At 63.5% G+C, this 16467-nt stretch carries 16 protein-coding genes and 1 tRNA gene; 11 read left to right on the top strand and 6 right to left on the bottom strand.

Annotated elements, in window-relative coordinates:
• Positions 1–27: 27 nt before the first annotated feature.
• The 6 genes from Q4543_RS03420 (at position 28) to Q4543_RS03395 (ending at position 4676) form a co-directional block, all read left to right on the top strand.
• Complete coding sequence (locus tag Q4543_RS03420) at positions 28–807, top strand: ABC transporter ATP-binding protein (RefSeq protein WP_303436353.1); 780 nt, start codon at positions 28–30, stop codon at positions 805–807.
• A gap of 82 nt (positions 808–889) precedes the next feature.
• Positions 890–1702, top strand: coding sequence for an ABC transporter ATP-binding protein (locus tag Q4543_RS03415; protein WP_303436352.1), 813 nt, complete (start codon positions 890–892; stop codon positions 1700–1702).
• 57 nt (positions 1703–1759) lie between these two features.
• Entirely contained in the window at positions 1760–2770 is a 1011-nt protein-coding gene (locus Q4543_RS03410) for a branched-chain amino acid ABC transporter permease (protein WP_303436351.1), read from the top strand.
• Positions 2767–4056: a branched-chain amino acid ABC transporter permease gene (locus tag Q4543_RS03405; RefSeq protein WP_303436350.1), complete on the top strand. Its 1290-nt coding sequence runs from the start codon at positions 2767–2769 to the stop codon at positions 4054–4056. The genes Q4543_RS03410 and Q4543_RS03405 overlap by 4 nt, the downstream gene beginning before the upstream one ends.
• A gap of 120 nt (positions 4057–4176) precedes the next feature.
• The gene (locus Q4543_RS03400; RefSeq protein ID WP_303436348.1) at positions 4177–4407 is read left to right on the top strand and encodes a hypothetical protein; all 231 of its coding nucleotides are present in this window, start codon (positions 4177–4179) and stop codon (positions 4405–4407) included.
• Positions 4408–4487: 80 nt separating this feature from the next.
• On the top strand, positions 4488–4676 hold the full coding sequence (locus Q4543_RS03395; RefSeq protein WP_303436346.1) for a hypothetical protein: 189 nt from the start codon (positions 4488–4490) through the stop codon (positions 4674–4676).
• A 3-nt stretch (positions 4677–4679) separates the two neighbouring features.
• Here Q4543_RS03395 and Q4543_RS03390 read toward each other — a convergent pair whose 3' ends face one another.
• Positions 4680–5300 carry a helix-turn-helix domain-containing protein gene (locus Q4543_RS03390; protein ID WP_216004875.1) on the bottom strand — a complete coding sequence of 207 codons (621 nt, stop codon included), beginning with the start codon at positions 5298–5300 and terminating at the stop codon, positions 4680–4682.
• Positions 5301–5364: 64 nt separating this feature from the next.
• On the opposite strand from Q4543_RS03390, the gene Q4543_RS03385 reads away from it, so the two are divergent.
• Both Q4543_RS03385 and Q4543_RS03380 read left to right on the top strand, forming a co-directional pair.
• Complete coding sequence (locus Q4543_RS03385) at positions 5365–6870, top strand: class I adenylate-forming enzyme family protein (RefSeq protein WP_303436443.1); 1506 nt, start codon at positions 5365–5367, stop codon at positions 6868–6870.
• 189 nt (positions 6871–7059) lie between these two features.
• A complete protein-coding gene (locus tag Q4543_RS03380; RefSeq protein ID WP_303436345.1) occupies positions 7060–7404 on the top strand; it encodes a hypothetical protein in 345 nt (114 codons plus the stop codon).
• Between the two features lie 161 nt (positions 7405–7565).
• On the opposite strand, the gene Q4543_RS03375 is transcribed toward Q4543_RS03380, so the two are convergent.
• The 5 genes from Q4543_RS03375 to pdxH all read right to left on the bottom strand — a co-directional run bounded on the left by Q4543_RS03375 (position 7566) and on the right by pdxH (position 13556).
• Positions 7566–11201: a vitamin B12-dependent ribonucleotide reductase gene (locus Q4543_RS03375; RefSeq protein ID WP_303436344.1), complete on the bottom strand. Its 3636-nt coding sequence runs from the start codon at positions 11199–11201 to the stop codon at positions 7566–7568.
• A 525-nt stretch (positions 11202–11726) separates the two neighbouring features.
• Positions 11727–11803: transfer RNA gene (locus Q4543_RS03370), tRNA-Pro, on the bottom strand.
• Positions 11804–11855: 52 nt separating this feature from the next.
• Positions 11856–12326 (bottom strand): DUF192 domain-containing protein, encoded by a 471-nt coding sequence (locus Q4543_RS03365; RefSeq protein WP_303436343.1) that lies wholly within the window; start codon positions 12324–12326, stop codon positions 11856–11858.
• A complete protein-coding gene (locus tag Q4543_RS03360; protein WP_303436342.1) occupies positions 12299–12841 on the bottom strand; it encodes a cold-shock protein in 543 nt (180 codons plus the stop codon). Before Q4543_RS03360 ends, Q4543_RS03365 begins: the two co-directional genes overlap by 28 nt.
• 109 nt (positions 12842–12950) lie before the next feature.
• Entirely contained in the window at positions 12951–13556 is a 606-nt protein-coding gene (gene pdxH, locus Q4543_RS03355) for a pyridoxamine 5'-phosphate oxidase (protein WP_303436341.1), read from the bottom strand.
• A 105-nt stretch (positions 13557–13661) separates the two neighbouring features.
• Here pdxH and fabI point away from each other — a divergent pair, with 105 nt between their 5' ends.
• From fabI to Q4543_RS03340, 3 genes are all read left to right on the top strand, one after another.
• A complete protein-coding gene (gene fabI / locus Q4543_RS03350) occupies positions 13662–14468 on the top strand; it encodes an enoyl-ACP reductase FabI (protein WP_216004881.1) in 807 nt (268 codons plus the stop codon).
• Between the two features lie 11 nt (positions 14469–14479).
• The gene (gpt, locus tag Q4543_RS03345; protein ID WP_303436340.1) at positions 14480–14989 is read left to right on the top strand and encodes a xanthine phosphoribosyltransferase; all 510 of its coding nucleotides are present in this window, start codon (positions 14480–14482) and stop codon (positions 14987–14989) included.
• A 258-nt stretch (positions 14990–15247) separates the two neighbouring features.
• Complete coding sequence (locus Q4543_RS03340) at positions 15248–16450, top strand: aminotransferase (protein WP_303436339.1); 1203 nt, start codon at positions 15248–15250, stop codon at positions 16448–16450.
• Positions 16451–16467 lie beyond the last annotated feature (17 nt).

The following is a 16467-nucleotide window of genomic DNA, read 5'->3' as shown; positions in this document are numbered from 1 at the left end:
ACAAGAGCGCCGTTGGGGAGTATCGTATTGATCCGGGTCGAGACCCTGCACCGCCATTTCGGCGGTTTTCGTGCCGTAGACGGCGCATCGCTCGAGATTGCCAAAGGGGCGATCACCGGGCTGGTGGGGCCGAACGGCGCCGGAAAATCCACGCTGTTCAACGTCATCGCGGGCGCGCTGCCGCCAACCTCGGGGCGGGTGTTCATGGACGGCGAGGACATCACCGGCCTGCCGCCGCACGAGCTGTTTCACAAGGGGCTGCTGCGCACCTTTCAGATCGCGCATGAGTTTTCATCCCTGAGCTGCCGCGAGAACCTGATGATGGTGCCCGGCAATCAGGCGGGCGAAACGCTGTGGAACGCGTGGTTCGGGCGCGGGCGGATCGCGCAGGAAGAGGCCGCCCTGTTGAAGAAAGCCGATGAGGTGCTTGAGTTCCTGACAATCTCGCATCTGAAGAATGAGAAGGCCGGCAATCTGTCGGGCGGGCAGAAAAAGCTGCTCGAGCTGGGTCGGACGATGATGGTGGACGCCAAGATCGTGTTTCTGGACGAGGTCGGCGCCGGGGTGAACCGCACGCTGCTGATGACCATCGCCGACACTATTTTACGGCTGAACCGCGAGCGCGGCTATACGTTCTGCGTTATCGAGCACGATATGGATTTCATTGGCAAGATCTGCGGATCGGTGATCGTGATGGCCGAAGGGCGCAAGCTGGCCGAGGGCAGCATTGACGAGATCAAAGCCAATGAGGCGGTGATCGAGGCGTATCTTGGCACAGGGCTCAAGAACAGGGAGGCGCTGGCGTGAGTGGCAATGTCGGAGGGGGCGCAGCCCCCGCCCTTCGGGCCCCCCGGGATATTTGGGGCCAGAAGAAACCGGGGCGCGGCGCATGAGATTTGATGACCGGGGCAACCGGGATCTGTCGATCGGCAATCCTGCGGGGATGGGCGAGGCGCGCCCGGTGCGGGGCGGCCACGAGCGGGCGGCGCCGGGCGGGCCGTTTCTGATCGGCGAGGCGATGACCGGCGGCTACGGGCGCGGCGCGGATATTCTGCACGCCTGCACCATTGCGGTAGAGCGCGGCGAGATCGCGGTCATTGTCGGCCCCAATGGTGCGGGCAAGTCGACGGCGATGAAGGCGGTTTTCGGGATGCTCAACCTGCGCGAAGAATCGGTGCGGCTGGACGGAGAGGATATTACCGCGCTGAGCCCGCAGGCGCGGGTGCGCAAGGGCATGGGATTTGTGCCGCAGACCCACAACATCTTTGCCTCGCTCAGCGTCGAGGAGAACCTTGAGATGGGCGCGTTCATCCGCAAAGACGATTTCCGCGACACGCTGGAACAGGTGTACGAGCTGTTCCCGATCCTTCGTGACAAACGGCGGCAGGCGGCGGGCGAGCTGTCCGGCGGGCAACGCCAGCAGGTAGCCGTCGGGCGGGCGCTGATGACCCAGCCCAAGGTGCTGATGCTGGACGAGCCGACCGCTGGCGTATCGCCCATCGTGATGGATGAGCTGTTCGACCGGATCATCGAGGTGGCCCGCAGCGGGCTGTCGGTGCTGATGGTGGAGCAGAACGCCCGGCAGGCGCTGGAAATCGCGGACAAGGGCTATGTTCTGGTGCAGGGGGCGAATGCCCATACCGGCACCGGGCGCGAATTGCTGGACGATCCGCAGGTGCGGCGCAGTTTCCTTGGTGGTTGAACAAATGTGTGGTTTGACAAGGTTGACCGGCCCGGGCGGGCCTGAAGGGGGCAGCGGATGGATCTGCTGAATGCGCTGGTCGCGCTGGCGAATTTCGTGCTGATCCCGGCGCTGGCCTATGGCAGCCAGCTGGCGCTGGGGGCGCTTGGGGTGACGCTGATCTATGCGATCCTGCGGTTTTCCAATTTTGCCCATGGCGACACCATGGCGTTTGGCACCATGGTGACGATCTTTGCCACATGGGGGCTGCAAGCGCTGGGGATCGGCCTTGGGCCGCTGCCAACCGCCTTGCTGGCGATCCCGTTCGGCATCCTCGGCGCGGCGGCACTGCTGCTGCTGACCGATCGGATGGTCTATCGCTTCTACCGCGCACAGAAGGCCAAGCCGGTGATCCTTGTGATCGTGTCCATGGGGGTGATGTTCGTCTACAACGGTATCACGCGGTTCATCATCGGGCCGGATGACCAGAGCTTTGCCGATGGCGAGCGGTTCCTGATCTCGGCGCGCGATTTCAAGGCTTGGTCGGGGCTGGACGAGGGGCTGGCGCTGAAATCGACGCAGGCGATCACCGTGGTGGTGGCCGTGCTGGTGGTGGCGCTGCTGTTCTGGTTTCTCAACCACACCCGCACCGGCAAGTCGATGCGCGCCTATTCCGACAACGAGGATCTGGCGCTGCTGTCGGGCATCAACCCCGAGACCGTGGTGCGGGTGACATGGATCATCGTCGCGGCGCTGGCGGTGGTGGCCGGCACGCTCTACGGGCTTGATAAAAGCTACAAGCCCTTCACCTATTTCCAACTGCTGCTGCCAATCTTTGCCAGCGCCATCGTGGGGGGCATCGGATCGCCCGTCGGGGCCATCGCTGGCGGCTTTGTCATCGCCTTTTCCGAGGTGCTGTTCACCTATGCATGGAAGAAGGTGCTGGGCTATCTGCTGCCCGCCTCGCTTGCGCCGGACGGGCTCGTGCAACTGATGGGCACCGATTACAAGTTCGCGGTCAGCTTTGTCATCTTGATCATCGTGCTGCTGTTTCGGCCGACCGGCCTGTTCCGGGGGAAATCCATATGAGAGCGCTTGGCCTGTTTGCGCTGGTGGCGGCGCTGATCCTTGGCACCGGGGTGCTGCAAAGCTGGAATTCGGCGCTGATCATCCTCAACATGGGGCTGGTGAGCGCGATCATGTCGCTCGGGGTCAACCTGCAATGGGGCCTTGCGGGGCTGTTCAACGTCGGGGTCATGGGCTTTGTGGCGCTGGGCGGGCTGGCGGTGGTGCTGACCTCGGTGGCGCCGGTGCCCGCTGCTTGGGAGGCGGGCGGCGGGCGGGCCATCGCCGCGCTGATCCTTGGCGCGGCGGTGATCACGCTGGCGGCGCTGGCGTGGCGCGGGCTGGCGCATCGGCGGCGCGGGCTTGCGGTTGCGGCGATCCTCCTTGTCGGGCTGGTGGCGTTCCGCTGGGTGCTCGATCCGGCGACAGCGTCGATCGAGTCGGTCGATCCCGCCGCAACCGGCTATCTTGGCGGGCTGGGCCTGCCGGTCTTGCTGGCATGGCCGGTGGGCGGGCTGCTGGCGGCGGGCGTGGCATGGATGATCGGCAAGACGGCGCTGGGGCTGCGGTCCGATTATCTGGCCATCGCGACGCTGGGCATTGCCGAGATCATCATCGCCGTACTCAAGAACGAGGACTGGCTGGCGCGCGGCGTCAAGAACGTGATCGGCCTGCCCCGGCCCCTGCCCTATGAGATCGACCTGCAACAGACCCCCGGCTTTGCCGAGCGCGCCGCCGGGCTGGGGCTGGATGTCACCACCGCCTCGACGCTTTATGTCAAGGTCGGCTATTCGCTGCTGTTCACCGCCGTGCTGGTCGCGGTGCTGGTGCTGGCGCAGCTGGCGCTGAAATCGCCTTGGGGGCGAATGATGCGCGCCATTCGCGACAACGAGGAAGCCGCCGAGGCGATGGGCAAGGATGTCACCGCCCGCCATCTTCAGGTGTTCATCCTTGGCAGCGTGCTGTGCGGGATCGCTGGCGCGATGATGACCACGCTGGACGGGCAATTGACGCCGTCAAGCTACCAGCCGCTGCGCTATACCTTTCTGATCTGGGTGATGGTGATTGTCGGCGGCTCGGGCAACAACCTTGGGGCGGTTCTGGGCGGCTTTCTGATCTGGTTCCTGTGGGTGCAGGTCGAACCGATGGGCCAGTGGTTGATGGGCCTGATCACCGCCGGCATGGCGGACGACTCCGCGATCAGAAACCACCTGCTGGACTCGGTTCAGCACATGCGCCTGCTCACCATGGGGGTGATCCTGCTGCTGGTGCTCAGGTTCGCACCAAGAGGTCTGCTGCCGGAAAAATGACCGCATTGTGTTTTGTATCGGTGCCTCTCGTTATGGTAGAATCTGCGCACGTGCAGACGGAACCTTGCTCACCCGTCCCGCGTTCTCCGCTCATGACCAATCGCCGGGAGGAAACAGGCCATGGAATGGAACAATATCGCCAACAATTGGGACAGCGCAGCGCGTCGTCTCGAACAGCGGTTTCCGGGGCTTGACCGCAAATTCTTGTCTACCCCGCCAGACCGTCTGGAATACCTTGCAGAGCTGGTTGCGGAGCAAAATGACCTGACGCTTTTCGAGGCACGCGAAGAGGTCGAGGATGTCTTGTTCGGCGACCGGATGCCCTATCAGCTTTCGCGCATGTCGGGCTAAGCCCGTTCGACCGGTCGGGTCCAGACAATGATGGACCCGGACGCGATTTCACGGCATTCTGTCCTGGGGAGGACCTTGCAATGCTCAGACTTCTTGAACTTTTTCGCCATGACAAAGCTCCGGTGATCGCGACGCCAACTGGATCGGATCTTCCCGATCTGATGCGCCGCTGCACCGATCAGAGCGTTACGCCTCGGGAATTGACACGCTCAAGCGCCGAAGACGAGCTTGCCCGTGTCGTGGCCCTTGCCCGCAACGCCGAGCCCTGACGCCTAGCCGAGCGACGTGACCCAGAGAATGGTTGCGTCCTCGGCACTGAGCGACACGACATTGTGCCCCATGCTTGCGTCGTAATAGGCGCTGTCGCCGCGGCGCATTTCGACCGGTTCGTAGAACTCGGTGTAAAGCCGGATGATGCCGGTCAGCACCAGCAGGAATTCCTCGCCATCGTGGCGCACCCAGCCGTCGAATTCATCCATGCTGCGGGCCCGCACGCGGGCGCGATAGGGCAGCATCTTCTTTTTGGTCAGGGTCTCCGCCAGCAATTCATGCTCGTAGGTGACGGTGGCCTGATGCAGCCCCTCACCGTCGCGGGTGTGGACCATCCGCCCCGACACCTGATCCTTGCGCGGCGGCGAGAACAGTTGCGGCACACCGATGCCAAGCCCCACCGCCAGCTTCTTGAGCGCATCATAGGTGGGCGACATCTGCCCGTTCTCGATCTTGGACAGGGTCGAGCGGGCCAGCCCCGCCTGTCGCGCCGCCTGTTCCAGCGTCCAGTCGCGTTCCTTGCGCAGTTCGCGCACCCGCGCCCCAAGATCGAGAGGCTCGGCCACGGTGTCTTCGCCGGTCTCGCGGGCAAGGCGGATGAGGGTCTTTGGATCGCGTGTCATGGCATTGCTATAGGGCCGCGCCGTTTTGCTTGCAACGCTGCTGCGCGAGGCCTACCCCAAGACCATGGTTTCGATCTTTGATGACGGCGCCTTTGCGCCCTGTCCCGCGCCCTTCAACCTTGCCGCCCATGTGCTGCGCGCCGGACAGGCGTGTCCGGACAAGATCGCGCTAAGCGTGGTCACGCCCACCGCTGTGCAAAGCTGGTCTTATGCCCGGCTGATCGCGGCGGTACGCGGCACCGCCAGCGGGCTGCTGCGGGCCGGTGTGCAGCCCGGAGCCATCGTGCTGATGCGGCTGGGAAACACAGTCGATTTCCCGATCGCCTATCTTGGCGCAATCGCCGCTGGCATCGTGCCGGTGCCAACCTCGTCGCAGCTGACCGCGCGCGAGGTTGCGCCGATGCTCGCGACGCTGAAACCGGCGGCGATCCTGCGCGGCAACGGCATCGCCTGCCCGGAAACGGCCCTGCCAGTGCTTGGACCCGAAATCTATGAGCCTTGGCACGATCTGCCCCCTGCCGACTATGCCATGGGCGATCCGGACCGGTTGGCCTATGTGATCTACACCTCGGGTACCTCGGGCGCGCCGCGCGCGGTGGGCCATGCGCATCGTGCCATCTGGGCGCGGCAGATGATGATGAATGGCTGGTACGGGCTGCGCTCTTGCGACCGGCTGCTGCATGCGGGCGCCTTCAACTGGACCTACACGCTGGGCACCGGCCTGATGGATCCCTGGACGCGGGGTGCCACCGCGCTGATCCCCGCCGCCGGGAGTGACCCCGCGCAGCTGGCGCTGCTTCTGAACCGCCATGATGCGACGATCTTTGCCGCTGCGCCAGGGGTTTACCGGCAGATGTTGAAGTACCCGATGCCAGCGCTTCCAAGGCTGCGGCACGGGCTGTCGGCTGGGGAAAAGCTGGCCCAGCCGATCCGCGATCACTGGCGCGAGGGAACCGGAACCGAGATCTTTGAAGCCTACGGCATGTCGGAATGCTCGACCCCGATTTCCGGAGCGCCGGGGCGCGGCGCCCCCGAGGGCACGCTGGGGCGCCCGCAGCCCGGTCGGCGCGTCGCCATTCTGGGCGAGGATAATGCACCGGTGCCCTTCGACACCCCCGGCAGCATCGCGATCCATCGCAGCGATCCCGGCCTGATGCTAGGCTATCTCGGGGCGCCCGAAGATACGGCTGCGAAATACGCGGGCGAGTGGTTCTTCAGCGGCGACACCGGCGCCATGGCCAAGGACGGCGCGATCACCTACCTTGGGCGCGGCGATGACATGATGAACGCGGGCGGCTATCGCGTCTCGCCGCTGGAGGTCGAGGCGGCGCTGGCAGGCCTTCCCGGCCTGAGCGAGATCGGTGTAACCGATATCGAGATCAAGCCCGGCGTCTTTGTCATCGCCGCTTTTTATGTTGCAGCCGCTCCCATGGACGAGGCGCTGCGCGCCCGCGCCGCCGAGCGTCTTGCCCGTTACAAGCAGCCGCGCGCCTTTGTCCGCGTCGATGCCATGCCGCGCAACCCGAATGGCAAGCTGATCCGCAAGGCCCTGAAGGATCACGCGCTCTAGGCGTTTCGGGGTTGTTCGACACGATCCGCGCCGCATTTCAGCAAACCGGACAATCAGGCACGGCGGATCAGGCAAGGGCGACGCAGGCTGGAACAGCTGGGCCACCCCTTGCGCCGAAGCTGGACAGGCGCAGCGCCCTCGGCCTAGACTTCCCCTACGGAAGCCATCAGCCCAGCGGAGACCAGCGCCATGACGTTTCTTGCCGCAACCCTTGCCTTCGGGCTGTGCGCCACAGGCGCGCTTGCTCAGAGCTGTCACGAGATCAAGTTCGCCAGAGGCGCCTCGTCGGGCGAGGTCTCGGGCCGGGTGTCCGACAGCGCGCCCCTGTGTTTCAGCTTTGGCTCCGGGGCGGGCCAGACCGCGCGGGTGCAGCTGTTTGGCAGCCAGAATACCTGTTTCGCCATCGTCGGCGTGGCCGATTGCCGCGACGATTACAGCTTTGTCACGCAGCGCCGCCCCTACCAGATCAACGTCTCGCCGCTGATGCGCAGCAACGGCTTCGAGGATTTCACCCTGCGCCTGACCATCAAGTGAAAAAAGGGGCCCCCGAACGGGAGCCCCTGAAGGTTCGCTGACAAGGCTTATGGTTTACCGCCCGGACTGTTTCATGCCTGCTGCCTTGCCCGCGACAGGACGAGCGCACCCGTCCCGGAGGCAGACAGGGCGCTTCAAGGCGCCCCGCCCTCGTGGTTCCGTCAGCTACAGCCCGAGGTCGAGCCGCAGGTGTTGCACTTCATGCAGGTGCCATTGCGCACCAGCGTGTAATTGCCGCATTCGCCGCAGGCCTCGCCCTCGTAGCCCTGCATCTTGGCCTTGACCCGCGCATCCATCGCGGTGGCCGAGGTAGTCCCGGTCAGCGTGGCGACGCTGCTTTGTGCGGATACCGCCATCGCACCGCCGGTGCCGGTCATCGTCGCCTGACCGCCCTGCAGCACCACCAGTTCCTGCGGCAGACGCTTGCGCAGATAGCCGGTCGAGGAGATTTGCTTGAGCATTTCAAGCGAGCGCGCCGCGGTGCCTTCGGACAGCTCCTTGACGTTGTTGACGCCCTCTTCCTCGCCGCGGCCCAGATCGTCGAAGGTCGCCCCGGAGGGTTTGACATGGGCAAGGTCGGTGCGATCCAGATAGCTCACCGCCAGTTCGCGGAAGATGTAATCAAGGATCGAGGTGGCGTTCTTGATGCTGTCATTGCCCTGCACCATGCCCGCCGGTTCGAACTTCGTGAAGGTGAAGGCGTCGACGAATTCCTCGAGCGGCACGCCATATTGCAGGCCGACCGACACGGCGATGGCGAAGTTGTTCATCATCGCACGGAAGCCCGCGCCTTCTTTGTGCATGTCGATGAAGATCTCGCCAAGCGCGCCGTCCTGATATTCGCCGGTGCGCAGATAGACCTTGTGACCGCCGACAACCGCCTTTTGCGTATAGCCCTTGCGGCGCTCGGGCATCTTGGTACGCCCGGCGCGGACCACCTCCTTGATGACCACCTTCTCGACGATCTTTTCGGCGATGACCTGCGCCTTTTCATGCGGCGTGCCGGTTTCCAGAATTTCTAGCGCATCGTCATCGTCTTCGATCAGCGCCGAGGCCAGCGGCTGCGACAGTTTCGATCCGTCACGGTACAGCGCGTTGGCCTTGACCCCAAGCGACCACGACAGCTCGTAAGCAGCCTGACAATCCGCGACCGTCGCCGAGTTGGGCATGTTGATGGTCTTGGAAATCGCGCCCGAGATAAAGCTCTGCGCCGCCGCCATCATGTGGATGTGGCTTTCGACCGACAGGTAGCGCTTGCCCTTCTTGCCGCAGGCGTTGGCGCAATCGAAGATGCCGATATGCTCGGGGCGCAGATGCGGCGCGCCTTCCAGCGTCATGGTGCCGCAAACGTGATCGTTGGCGGCGTCGATCTCGGCCTTGCTGTAGCCAAGATGGCGCAGCAGCTCGAAGCTGGCATCGTTGAGCTTTTCCGCCGGAACCTTCAGCACGTCGCGGCAGAATTCGGCCCCCAGCGTCCACTGGTTGAACACGAAGCGGATGTCAAAGGCGGTGGCCAGCGAGGCTTCGATCTTTTCAATCTGCGTCTGGCCGAAGCCGCGGCTGCGCAGCGAGGTGTGATTGATGCCGGGTGCATTGCCCAGGCTGCCGTGACCGACGGCGTAGGACACGATCTCTTCGATCTGCGCCGAGCCATAGCCCAGCTTTTCAAGCGCGCCGGGAACCGAGCGGTTGATGATCTTGAAGTAACCGCCGCCCGCGAGCTTCTTGAATTTCACCAGCGCGAAATCGGGCTCGATGCCGGTGGTGTCGCAATCCATCACAAGGCCGATGGTGCCCGTGGGGGCGATGACCGACACCTGAGCGTTGCGATAACCATGCGCTTCGCCAAGGCGCAGCGCCTCGTCCCAGCTGGTCTGGGCCAGTTCGACCAGCTTGTGATCGGGGCAGTTGTCGATATCCAGCGGCACCGGCTTGACGGCGAGGCCCTCGTAACCCTCGCTTTGCCCGAAGGCGGCGGTGCGATGGTTGCGGATGACGCGCAGCATGTGCTCTGCGTTACGCTCATGGCCCGGGAATGCGCCCAGCTCTCCGGCGATCTCGGCCGAGGTGGCATAGGCGACGCCGGTCATGATCGCGCTCAGCGCGCCGGCAAGGGCGCGGCCCTCGTCGCTGTCATAGCCAAGGCCCATGTTCATCAGCAAGCCGCCGATATTGGCATAGCCAAGGCCCAGCGTGCGGAAATCATAGCTGCGCTGCGCGATTTCCTTGGACGGGAACTGCGCCATCAGCACCGAGATTTCCAGCGTCAGCGTCCAGAGCCGCGTCGCATGCATGTAGGTTTCGGCGTCAAAGCGCCCGTCCTGCAGGAAGGTCAGCAGGTTCATCGACGCAAGATTGCAGGCGGTATCGTCAAGGAACATGTATTCCGAGCACGGGTTGCTGCCGCGGATCGCGCCATCTTCGGGGCAGGTGTGCCAAGCGTTGACGGTGTCATGGAACTGGATGCCCGGATCGGCGCAGGCCCAGGCCGCGTGGCCGATCTGCTCCCACAGCTCCTTGGCATCGACGGTCTTGGCAACCGAGCCATCGGTGCGGCGGATCAGCTCCCACGGCTGGCCGTTGCGGACCGCGTCGAGGAAAGCGTCGGTGACGCGGATAGAGTTGTTGGAATTCTGGCCGGAAACCGAGGCGTAGGCTTCGCTATCCCAATCGGTGTCATAGGTCGGGAATTCGATCGAGGCATAGCCCTGCCGCGCGTAATCCAGCACGCGCTTGATATAGGTCTCGGGGATCGACACCTTCTTGGCCTCGCGGATGGCCTTTTTCAGCCCAAGGTTGGCGTTGGCCTCATAGGCATCCGATTCCAGACCGTCCCAGTTGCGGATCGCGGCAAAGATACCGTTGAGCATCTGCTCGTGCATCTTGGACCCGGCGACAAGGCTGGCAACCTTCTGCTCTTCCTTGACCTTCCAGTTGATGAATTCCTCGATATCGGGGTGGTCGGCATCGCAGATCACCATCTTGGCGGCGCGGCGCGTGGTGCCGCCCGACTTGATCGAGCCCGCGGCGCGATCGCCGATCTTCAGAAAGCCCATCAGGCCCGACGACTTGCCGCCGCCCGACAGCGGCTCGTTCGCGGCGCGCAGGCTGGAGAAGTTGGTGCCGGTGCCCGAGCCATATTTGAACAGGCGCGCCTCGCGCACCCACAGATCCATGATGCCGCCCTCGTTCACCAGATCGTCGCTGACGGACTGGATGAAGCAGGCGTGCGGCTGCGGGTGTTCATAGGCGGATTTGGATTTGGTCAGCTTGCCGGTCTTGTAGTCGACGTAAAAGTGCCCCTGCGACGGGCCGTCGATGCCATAGGCCCAGTGCAGGCCGGTGTTGAACCACTGCGGCGAATTGGGCGCTGCGACCTGCGCCGCCAGCATGTGGCGCATTTCGTCGTAATAGGTGCGGGCGTCATCCTCGGAGCCGAAATAGCCGCCCTTCCAGCCCCAATAGGCCCATGCCCCTGCCAGCCGGTCGAACACCTGCTTGGCCGAGGTTTCGCCAGTGCGCGGCGTGTCAGCGTTGGCCGGGACGGAGCGCCACAGGAACTGCGGCACGCCCTTTTCCGCAACCTTCTTCAGGTCGGTGGGCACGCCCGCCTTGCGGAAATATTTCTGCGCGATGACGTCCGAAGCGACCTGGCTCCAGTTTGCGGGAACCTCGAGCGTGTCGAGCTTGAAGACAGTGCTGCCATCCGGGTTGCGGATCTCCGAGCTCGTGGTGACGAACTCGATCCCTGCATAGGCGTCCTGACCTGCCCGGGTGTATTTTCTCTCGATCTTCATCGCTCTGCCTCTGCCTTCAGATATGCTCAAACCACCCCCGAAGCGTAGGAACACCCGACCAGCCGATGGCAGTTGCCCTGCCCTCGTCGCCGCCTCGCCGCGGTCTGTCACTGCTATGTCGTGTCGGTTTATCCCCGCCAAAGACCACTACATCTTGTGTTGCGACCTCGGGTCTGCACAAACTGGCCTCAATCTAAGGTAATGGTCAACGAATTTTTTGACCCTTTTTACATATATTTGGTATTGACCCAAAGCCGTGCCACTAGGGCTATGGGTTGCTCTTGCCTTATCCACATCAGCCCCCTGCGACGGGCTGGCCTGTTCCCTTGGGAAAACCTGCCGAGCGGCGTTGTTTATCCACAGATGTTGACAACTTGCCTGAAGATAACTCAGCGGATTGGCGTTTTTTCGCCCCGGCCCGGCCCATGCAGGCGGAGCACTGCCGCGTGATCAAAAAACCGGCAAAACCACGCGACTCGACGAGTCAGCGCGGCGGAGCGGATAAAGATGTGGTGCTGAGGAAGATGGTCGGGGCGGCGAGATTCGAACTCACGGCCTTCTGTACCCAAAACAGACGCGCTACCAGGCTGCGCTACGCCCCGACGGGCCTCGTTTACAGGCGAGGCATGGGATTGAAAAGAGCGAAAACGCGTCTTAGTCGCACGGCCAGACCGGATCGGCGATGGCCGGGTGTTGAATCTGGCTGCCGGGCGCAATGCCCATCTGCTTTGCCAGCCCCGCGTTGATCTCGAGAACGTAGCGCACCGGCGCTCCGCTGGGGATCGGGGTCTCGTCATGGGGCACCGCGTTGGAATGCACCCGCGTCACCCGACCGCTTGCATCGGCAAAGATCATATCGAGGGGAATGAAGGTGTTCTTCATCCAAAAGGATACGGGCTGTTCGCGCTCGTAGGCAAACAGCATCCCCGTGGCGCTTGGCATTTTCTGTACATACATCAGCCCCTGCGCACGCTCGGCCGCATCATCCGCGACAGAGACGTGAAAACGCGCCGATCCCCAGTCGCCGCGCAACCAGAGCGTATCGTCGCGGCACTCGGCAGCGCTGACGGGTGAGGCCGCCTGCAGCGCGAGCAGCGTCAGGAAGTGGAGAGTGCGGCTTCCCATGCCCAGACCTCGGTTGCCATCAGGCCACGTTTGCCCGGAATCTTGCGAAGCGCCAGCGCCTCGCCAGCCTGAAGGTCGGCAAGGCCTGACCGGCGCAGCACTTCGATGTGAATGAAGATATCGTCCGAAGAGCCGAAAATATTAGCAAAGCCAAACCCCTTGGCCTTGTCGAACCATTTCACCCGCGCCGGTTCCAGCGGAGCGGCCCGCATGATCTCGGGATCGATTCCCTCGAAGTCCGCAAGCGGCAATCCTTCCGGCGCTTCTGGCGGCGAGATCTTCAGGACCTCAATGGCCTGCACGCCCCTGTCGGTGCGCTGGACCGTGATTTCGATACAGGCGCCGTCTGCGACGGAACTCTGCCCAAAGTTGCGTAAAACGTTCGCATGCAAAAGGATATCCGGCCCCCCTGCATCGGCAATAACGAAGCCGAATCCCTTAACTGGATCAAACCACTTCACTTTGCCGAGGACGTGCTGGTCCTCATCATCGTGCTGTTTCAACTGCATTTCCATTATTCTTGTTCGCGTATCCCCGCCCCCTCTTGCGATAGTGTGCACATGAAATGCAAGAGATGTATGGTACAGTTTTTTATAGTGGCCCTTGCGTCATCTTAGCATTGGCCTAAGGATTAAGCCGTTTTATAGACCATGGGTCAGATATTTTCTCGCGCCGCCAGCAAAACCGGTCATGCAACCGGAAGGCGCCATCGGCCCAGAACTCGATTTCAACCGGGGCGATCCTGAATCCACCCCAAAAAGGCGGACGGGCGGGCATCGGGCCATGGCTCGCCGTCACCTTTGCGACCTCTGCCATCAGTGCCGCGCGCGAGGCCAAAGGCTGGCTTTGCTGCGAGGCCCACGCCCCGAGTCGCGACTTCAGCGAGCGCGAGGCATAATAGGCATCCGCCTGCGGCCCGTCTTCGCGGGTGACCGTGCCGCGCACCCGGATCTGTCGGCGCAGCGATTTCCAATGCATGACAAAGGCGGCCTTGCCGCCATGTTCGATCTCTTGTGCCTTAGCGCTGGTGTAATTCGTGTAGAACACAAAGGCCGCGTCCTCGATATCCTTGAGCAGCACCATGCGGGCGTTGGGCATTCCCTGCGCATCGACCGTCGACAGGGCGATGGCGTTTGGATCATTCGGCTCGCTCGCTTCGGCCTCGGCCAGCCAGCTGCGGGCAATGGCAAAGGGGTCGTCCCCCGCGAATATTCCGGTGCGGTCAGACATCATGATCTCCATTGCTGTGGGGCGCCAACAGTCCCGGCCCTTGAAGCCCTGCCGGGCTTTGTCTAAAGGGATCGGAAACATAGCAATGCCGGTTGGGGAATGGGAATGTCAAACACTCTGATGGCGGGCAAGCGCGGCCTGATCATGGGCCTCGCAAACGACAAGTCGATCGCATGGGGCATCGCCAAGGCGCTGAGCGCCGCTGGTGCCGAGCTGGCCTTTTCCTATCAGGGGGACGCGCTGAAAAAGCGGGTCGGCCCGCTGGCCGCGCAACTGGGATCGGATTTCGTGCTGCCCTGTGACGTAGGCGACGAGGCGTCGATCGACGCGCTGTTCGACGGAATCAAGCAGCGCTGGGACAACATCGATTTCATCGTCCACGCCATCGGCTTTTCCGACAAGAACGAGCTGCGCGGGCGCTATGTCGATACCAGCCGCGACAATTTCACGCTGACCATGGATATCTCGGTCTACAGCTTCACCGCCGTGATGCAGCGTGCTGAGAAGATGATGACCAAGGGCGGCTCGGCGATCACGCTGACCTATTACGGCGCCGAACGCATCATGCCCCATTACAACGTCATGGGCGTTGCCAAGGCGGCGCTGGAAGCCTCGGTGCGCTATCTGGCCGAGGATCTGGGCAAGGACGGCATCCGCGTCAACGCCATCTCTGCCGGGCCGATCAAGACGCTGGCCGCCAGCGGCATCGGCGATTTCCGCTATATCCTGAACTGGAACGCCTACAACTCGCCCCTGCGGCGCAACGTGACCATCGACGATGTCGGCGGCTCGGCGCTGTACCTGCTGTCCGATCTGGGCAGCGGTGTGACGGGCGAGACTCACCACGTCGATGCGGGGTATCACGTGGTCGGAATGAAGGCGGTGGACGCGCCGGACATCACCAAAGCCTGAGGAGACACGCCATGGATCTGGATCGCCTGCCGCATGAAAAAGGATTTCACGTCAGCTGGGACCAGCTGCACCGCGACGCGCGGGCGCTGGCCTGGCGGATGCAGGGTCACGGCCCCGAGGATGGCGGCTGGCGCGCCGTTGTCGCCATCACCCGCGGCGGCATGGCCCCGGCGATGATCGTTGCGCGCGAGCTGGACATCCGGCTTGTCGATACGATCTCGGTGAAAAGCTACAATCATCAGGCGCAAAGCGAGCCCAAGGTCATCAAATTTCCCGACATGGAAGTGATGGGCGACGGCACCGGCGTGCTGATCGTCGATGATCTGGTCGACACCGGGCGCACGCTGGAAGTGGTGCGCAAGCATCTGCCCAAGGCGCATGTGGCGACGGTCTATGCCAAGCCCAAGGGCAAGCCGATGGTCGACAGCTACATCACCGAGGTCAGTCAGGACACGTGGATCTTTTTCCCGTGGGACATGGCGCTGCAATACGTCAAACCCTATCGCGGCGTCAGCGACTGAGCGCCCGATCCAGGATGATCTCGACTTTGCCCCGCGCCCGATCAAGGCGCGGGGTTTTCTGTTCCGGCGCGCCCTTCAGCCTGTCGCCAAGGCGTGCCCGGGCGGGCGAAGGGCTGCGACAGGATGCGCCCCCGCGAAACGCTTGCGCGGTCCACGAGACTGACAGCCACCAGCCCGCGCCTTTGCGGCCGCAGTCTGACCCTTCCCCCTACCCGCCGCCGCTGCTAGCGTGCGGCAAATTTCGAGGCAGGACAGATCATGACCCACAGCAGCAGCACCCAATCGACCTTTGTGCCCCCCGTGCCGGAGGCCAAGCGCTGGATTGCTGGCATCACCTTCCCGCCCGAACGCCCGCTGATCAACGTCAGTCAGGCCGCCCCCATCGACCCGCCGCCCGCACCGCTGCGTCGCGCCATGGCCGAGGCACTGGAAAAGCCGGAAACCCATCTTTACGGCCCCGTGCTTGGCCTGCCCGCCCTGCGCGAGGCGCTGGCCGCCAACTGGTCGGCCCATTACGGCGCACCGGTCGCGCCAGAGCGGGTCGCGATCACCGCCGGTTGCAATCAGGCCTTTGCCGCGACCCTGTCGGCGATCTGCGGCAATGGCGACGAGGTGCTGCTGCCGGTGCCGTGGTACTTCAATCACAAGATGTGGCTCGACATGCAGGGCGTGACCACCGTCCCGCTGCCCACCGATGAGCAGCTGCTCCCCGATGCCGACACCGCCCGCGCCCTGATCACCGAACGCACGCAGGCCATCGTGCTGGTGTCGCCCAACAACCCCGGCGGCGTCGAATACCCCGCCGAGACGCTGAACGCGCTGTTCGATCTGGCGGTGGAAAAGGGCCTGAAGCTGATCGTCGACGAAACCTACAAGGATTTCGACAGCCGCAGCGGCGCGCCGCATGACCTGCTCAATCGCAAGGGTGCGGACAAGACGCTGGTGCAGCTTTACAGCTTTTCCAAGGCCTATCGCCTGACCGGCCACCGCGTTGGCGCGATCATCGCCGACCCGGCGCTGTTGCAGGAGATCGAGAAATTTCAGGACACCGTGGCGATCTGCGCGCCGCAGCTCGGCCAGCACGCGGCGCTCTGGGGGCTGCAGAACCTGTCGCACTGGCTCGCGGGCGAGCGCGACGAGATCCTTGATCGCCGCGCCGCCATCGCCGACAACATGCCCAAGCTTGAGGAAAAGGGCTGGGTGCTCAAGGGGCTTGGCGCCTATTTTGCCTATCTCGAACACCCGTTTGCCATGTCTTCCGACGAACTGGGCCCCAAGCTGGTGCCAGAGGCCGGTGTTCTGGTGCTGCCGGGCACCATGTTCACGCCTGCCGGGGACGCCACCGGCGCGCGCCATCTTCGCATCGCCTACGCCAATGTGAACCGAAGCGGCATCGAAGAGCTGTTCGACCGGCTTGCGGCGCTGGACTGGCCCCTTGCGGGCAGTGACGGCGCGGCTTAGACACTGGCGCCACGAGG

The sequence above is a fragment of the Salipiger sp. 1_MG-2023 genome (assembly GCF_030547555.1).
GTDB lineage: Bacteria > Pseudomonadota > Alphaproteobacteria > Rhodobacterales > Rhodobacteraceae > Salipiger.
The sequence above is the reverse complement of the archived record's forward strand: the minus strand, read 5'-3'. Positions and strand labels throughout refer to the sequence as shown.

Coding starts and splice junctions, on each gene's coding strand:
- Q4543_RS03390 (WP_216004875.1), bottom strand. CDS start 5,300: ATGACACGCGATCCAAAGACCCTCATCCGCCTTGCCCGCGAGACCGGC.
- Q4543_RS03385 (WP_303436443.1), top strand. CDS start 5,365: ATGGTTTCGATCTTTGATGACGGCGCCTTTGCGCCCTGTCCCGCGCCC.
- Q4543_RS03415 (WP_303436352.1), top strand. CDS start 890: ATGAGATTTGATGACCGGGGCAACCGGGATCTGTCGATCGGCAATCCT.
- Q4543_RS03360 (WP_303436342.1), bottom strand. CDS start 12,841: ATGGAAATGCAGTTGAAACAGCACGATGATGAGGACCAGCACGTCCTC.
- Q4543_RS03400 (WP_303436348.1), top strand. CDS start 4,177: ATGGAATGGAACAATATCGCCAACAATTGGGACAGCGCAGCGCGTCGT.
- Q4543_RS03405 (WP_303436350.1), top strand. CDS start 2,767: ATGAGAGCGCTTGGCCTGTTTGCGCTGGTGGCGGCGCTGATCCTTGGC.
- Q4543_RS03410 (WP_303436351.1), top strand. CDS start 1,760: ATGGATCTGCTGAATGCGCTGGTCGCGCTGGCGAATTTCGTGCTGATC.
- pdxH (WP_303436341.1), bottom strand. CDS start 13,556: ATGTCTGACCGCACCGGAATATTCGCGGGGGACGACCCCTTTGCCATT.
- Q4543_RS03340 (WP_303436339.1), top strand. CDS start 15,248: ATGACCCACAGCAGCAGCACCCAATCGACCTTTGTGCCCCCCGTGCCG.
- Q4543_RS03380 (WP_303436345.1), top strand. CDS start 7,060: ATGACGTTTCTTGCCGCAACCCTTGCCTTCGGGCTGTGCGCCACAGGC.
- Q4543_RS03375 (WP_303436344.1), bottom strand. CDS start 11,201: ATGAAGATCGAGAGAAAATACACCCGGGCAGGTCAGGACGCCTATGCA.
- Q4543_RS03395 (WP_303436346.1), top strand. CDS start 4,488: ATGCTCAGACTTCTTGAACTTTTTCGCCATGACAAAGCTCCGGTGATC.
- gpt (WP_303436340.1), top strand. CDS start 14,480: ATGGATCTGGATCGCCTGCCGCATGAAAAAGGATTTCACGTCAGCTGG.
- fabI (WP_216004881.1), top strand. CDS start 13,662: ATGTCAAACACTCTGATGGCGGGCAAGCGCGGCCTGATCATGGGCCTC.
- Q4543_RS03365 (WP_303436343.1), bottom strand. CDS start 12,326: ATGGGAAGCCGCACTCTCCACTTCCTGACGCTGCTCGCGCTGCAGGCG.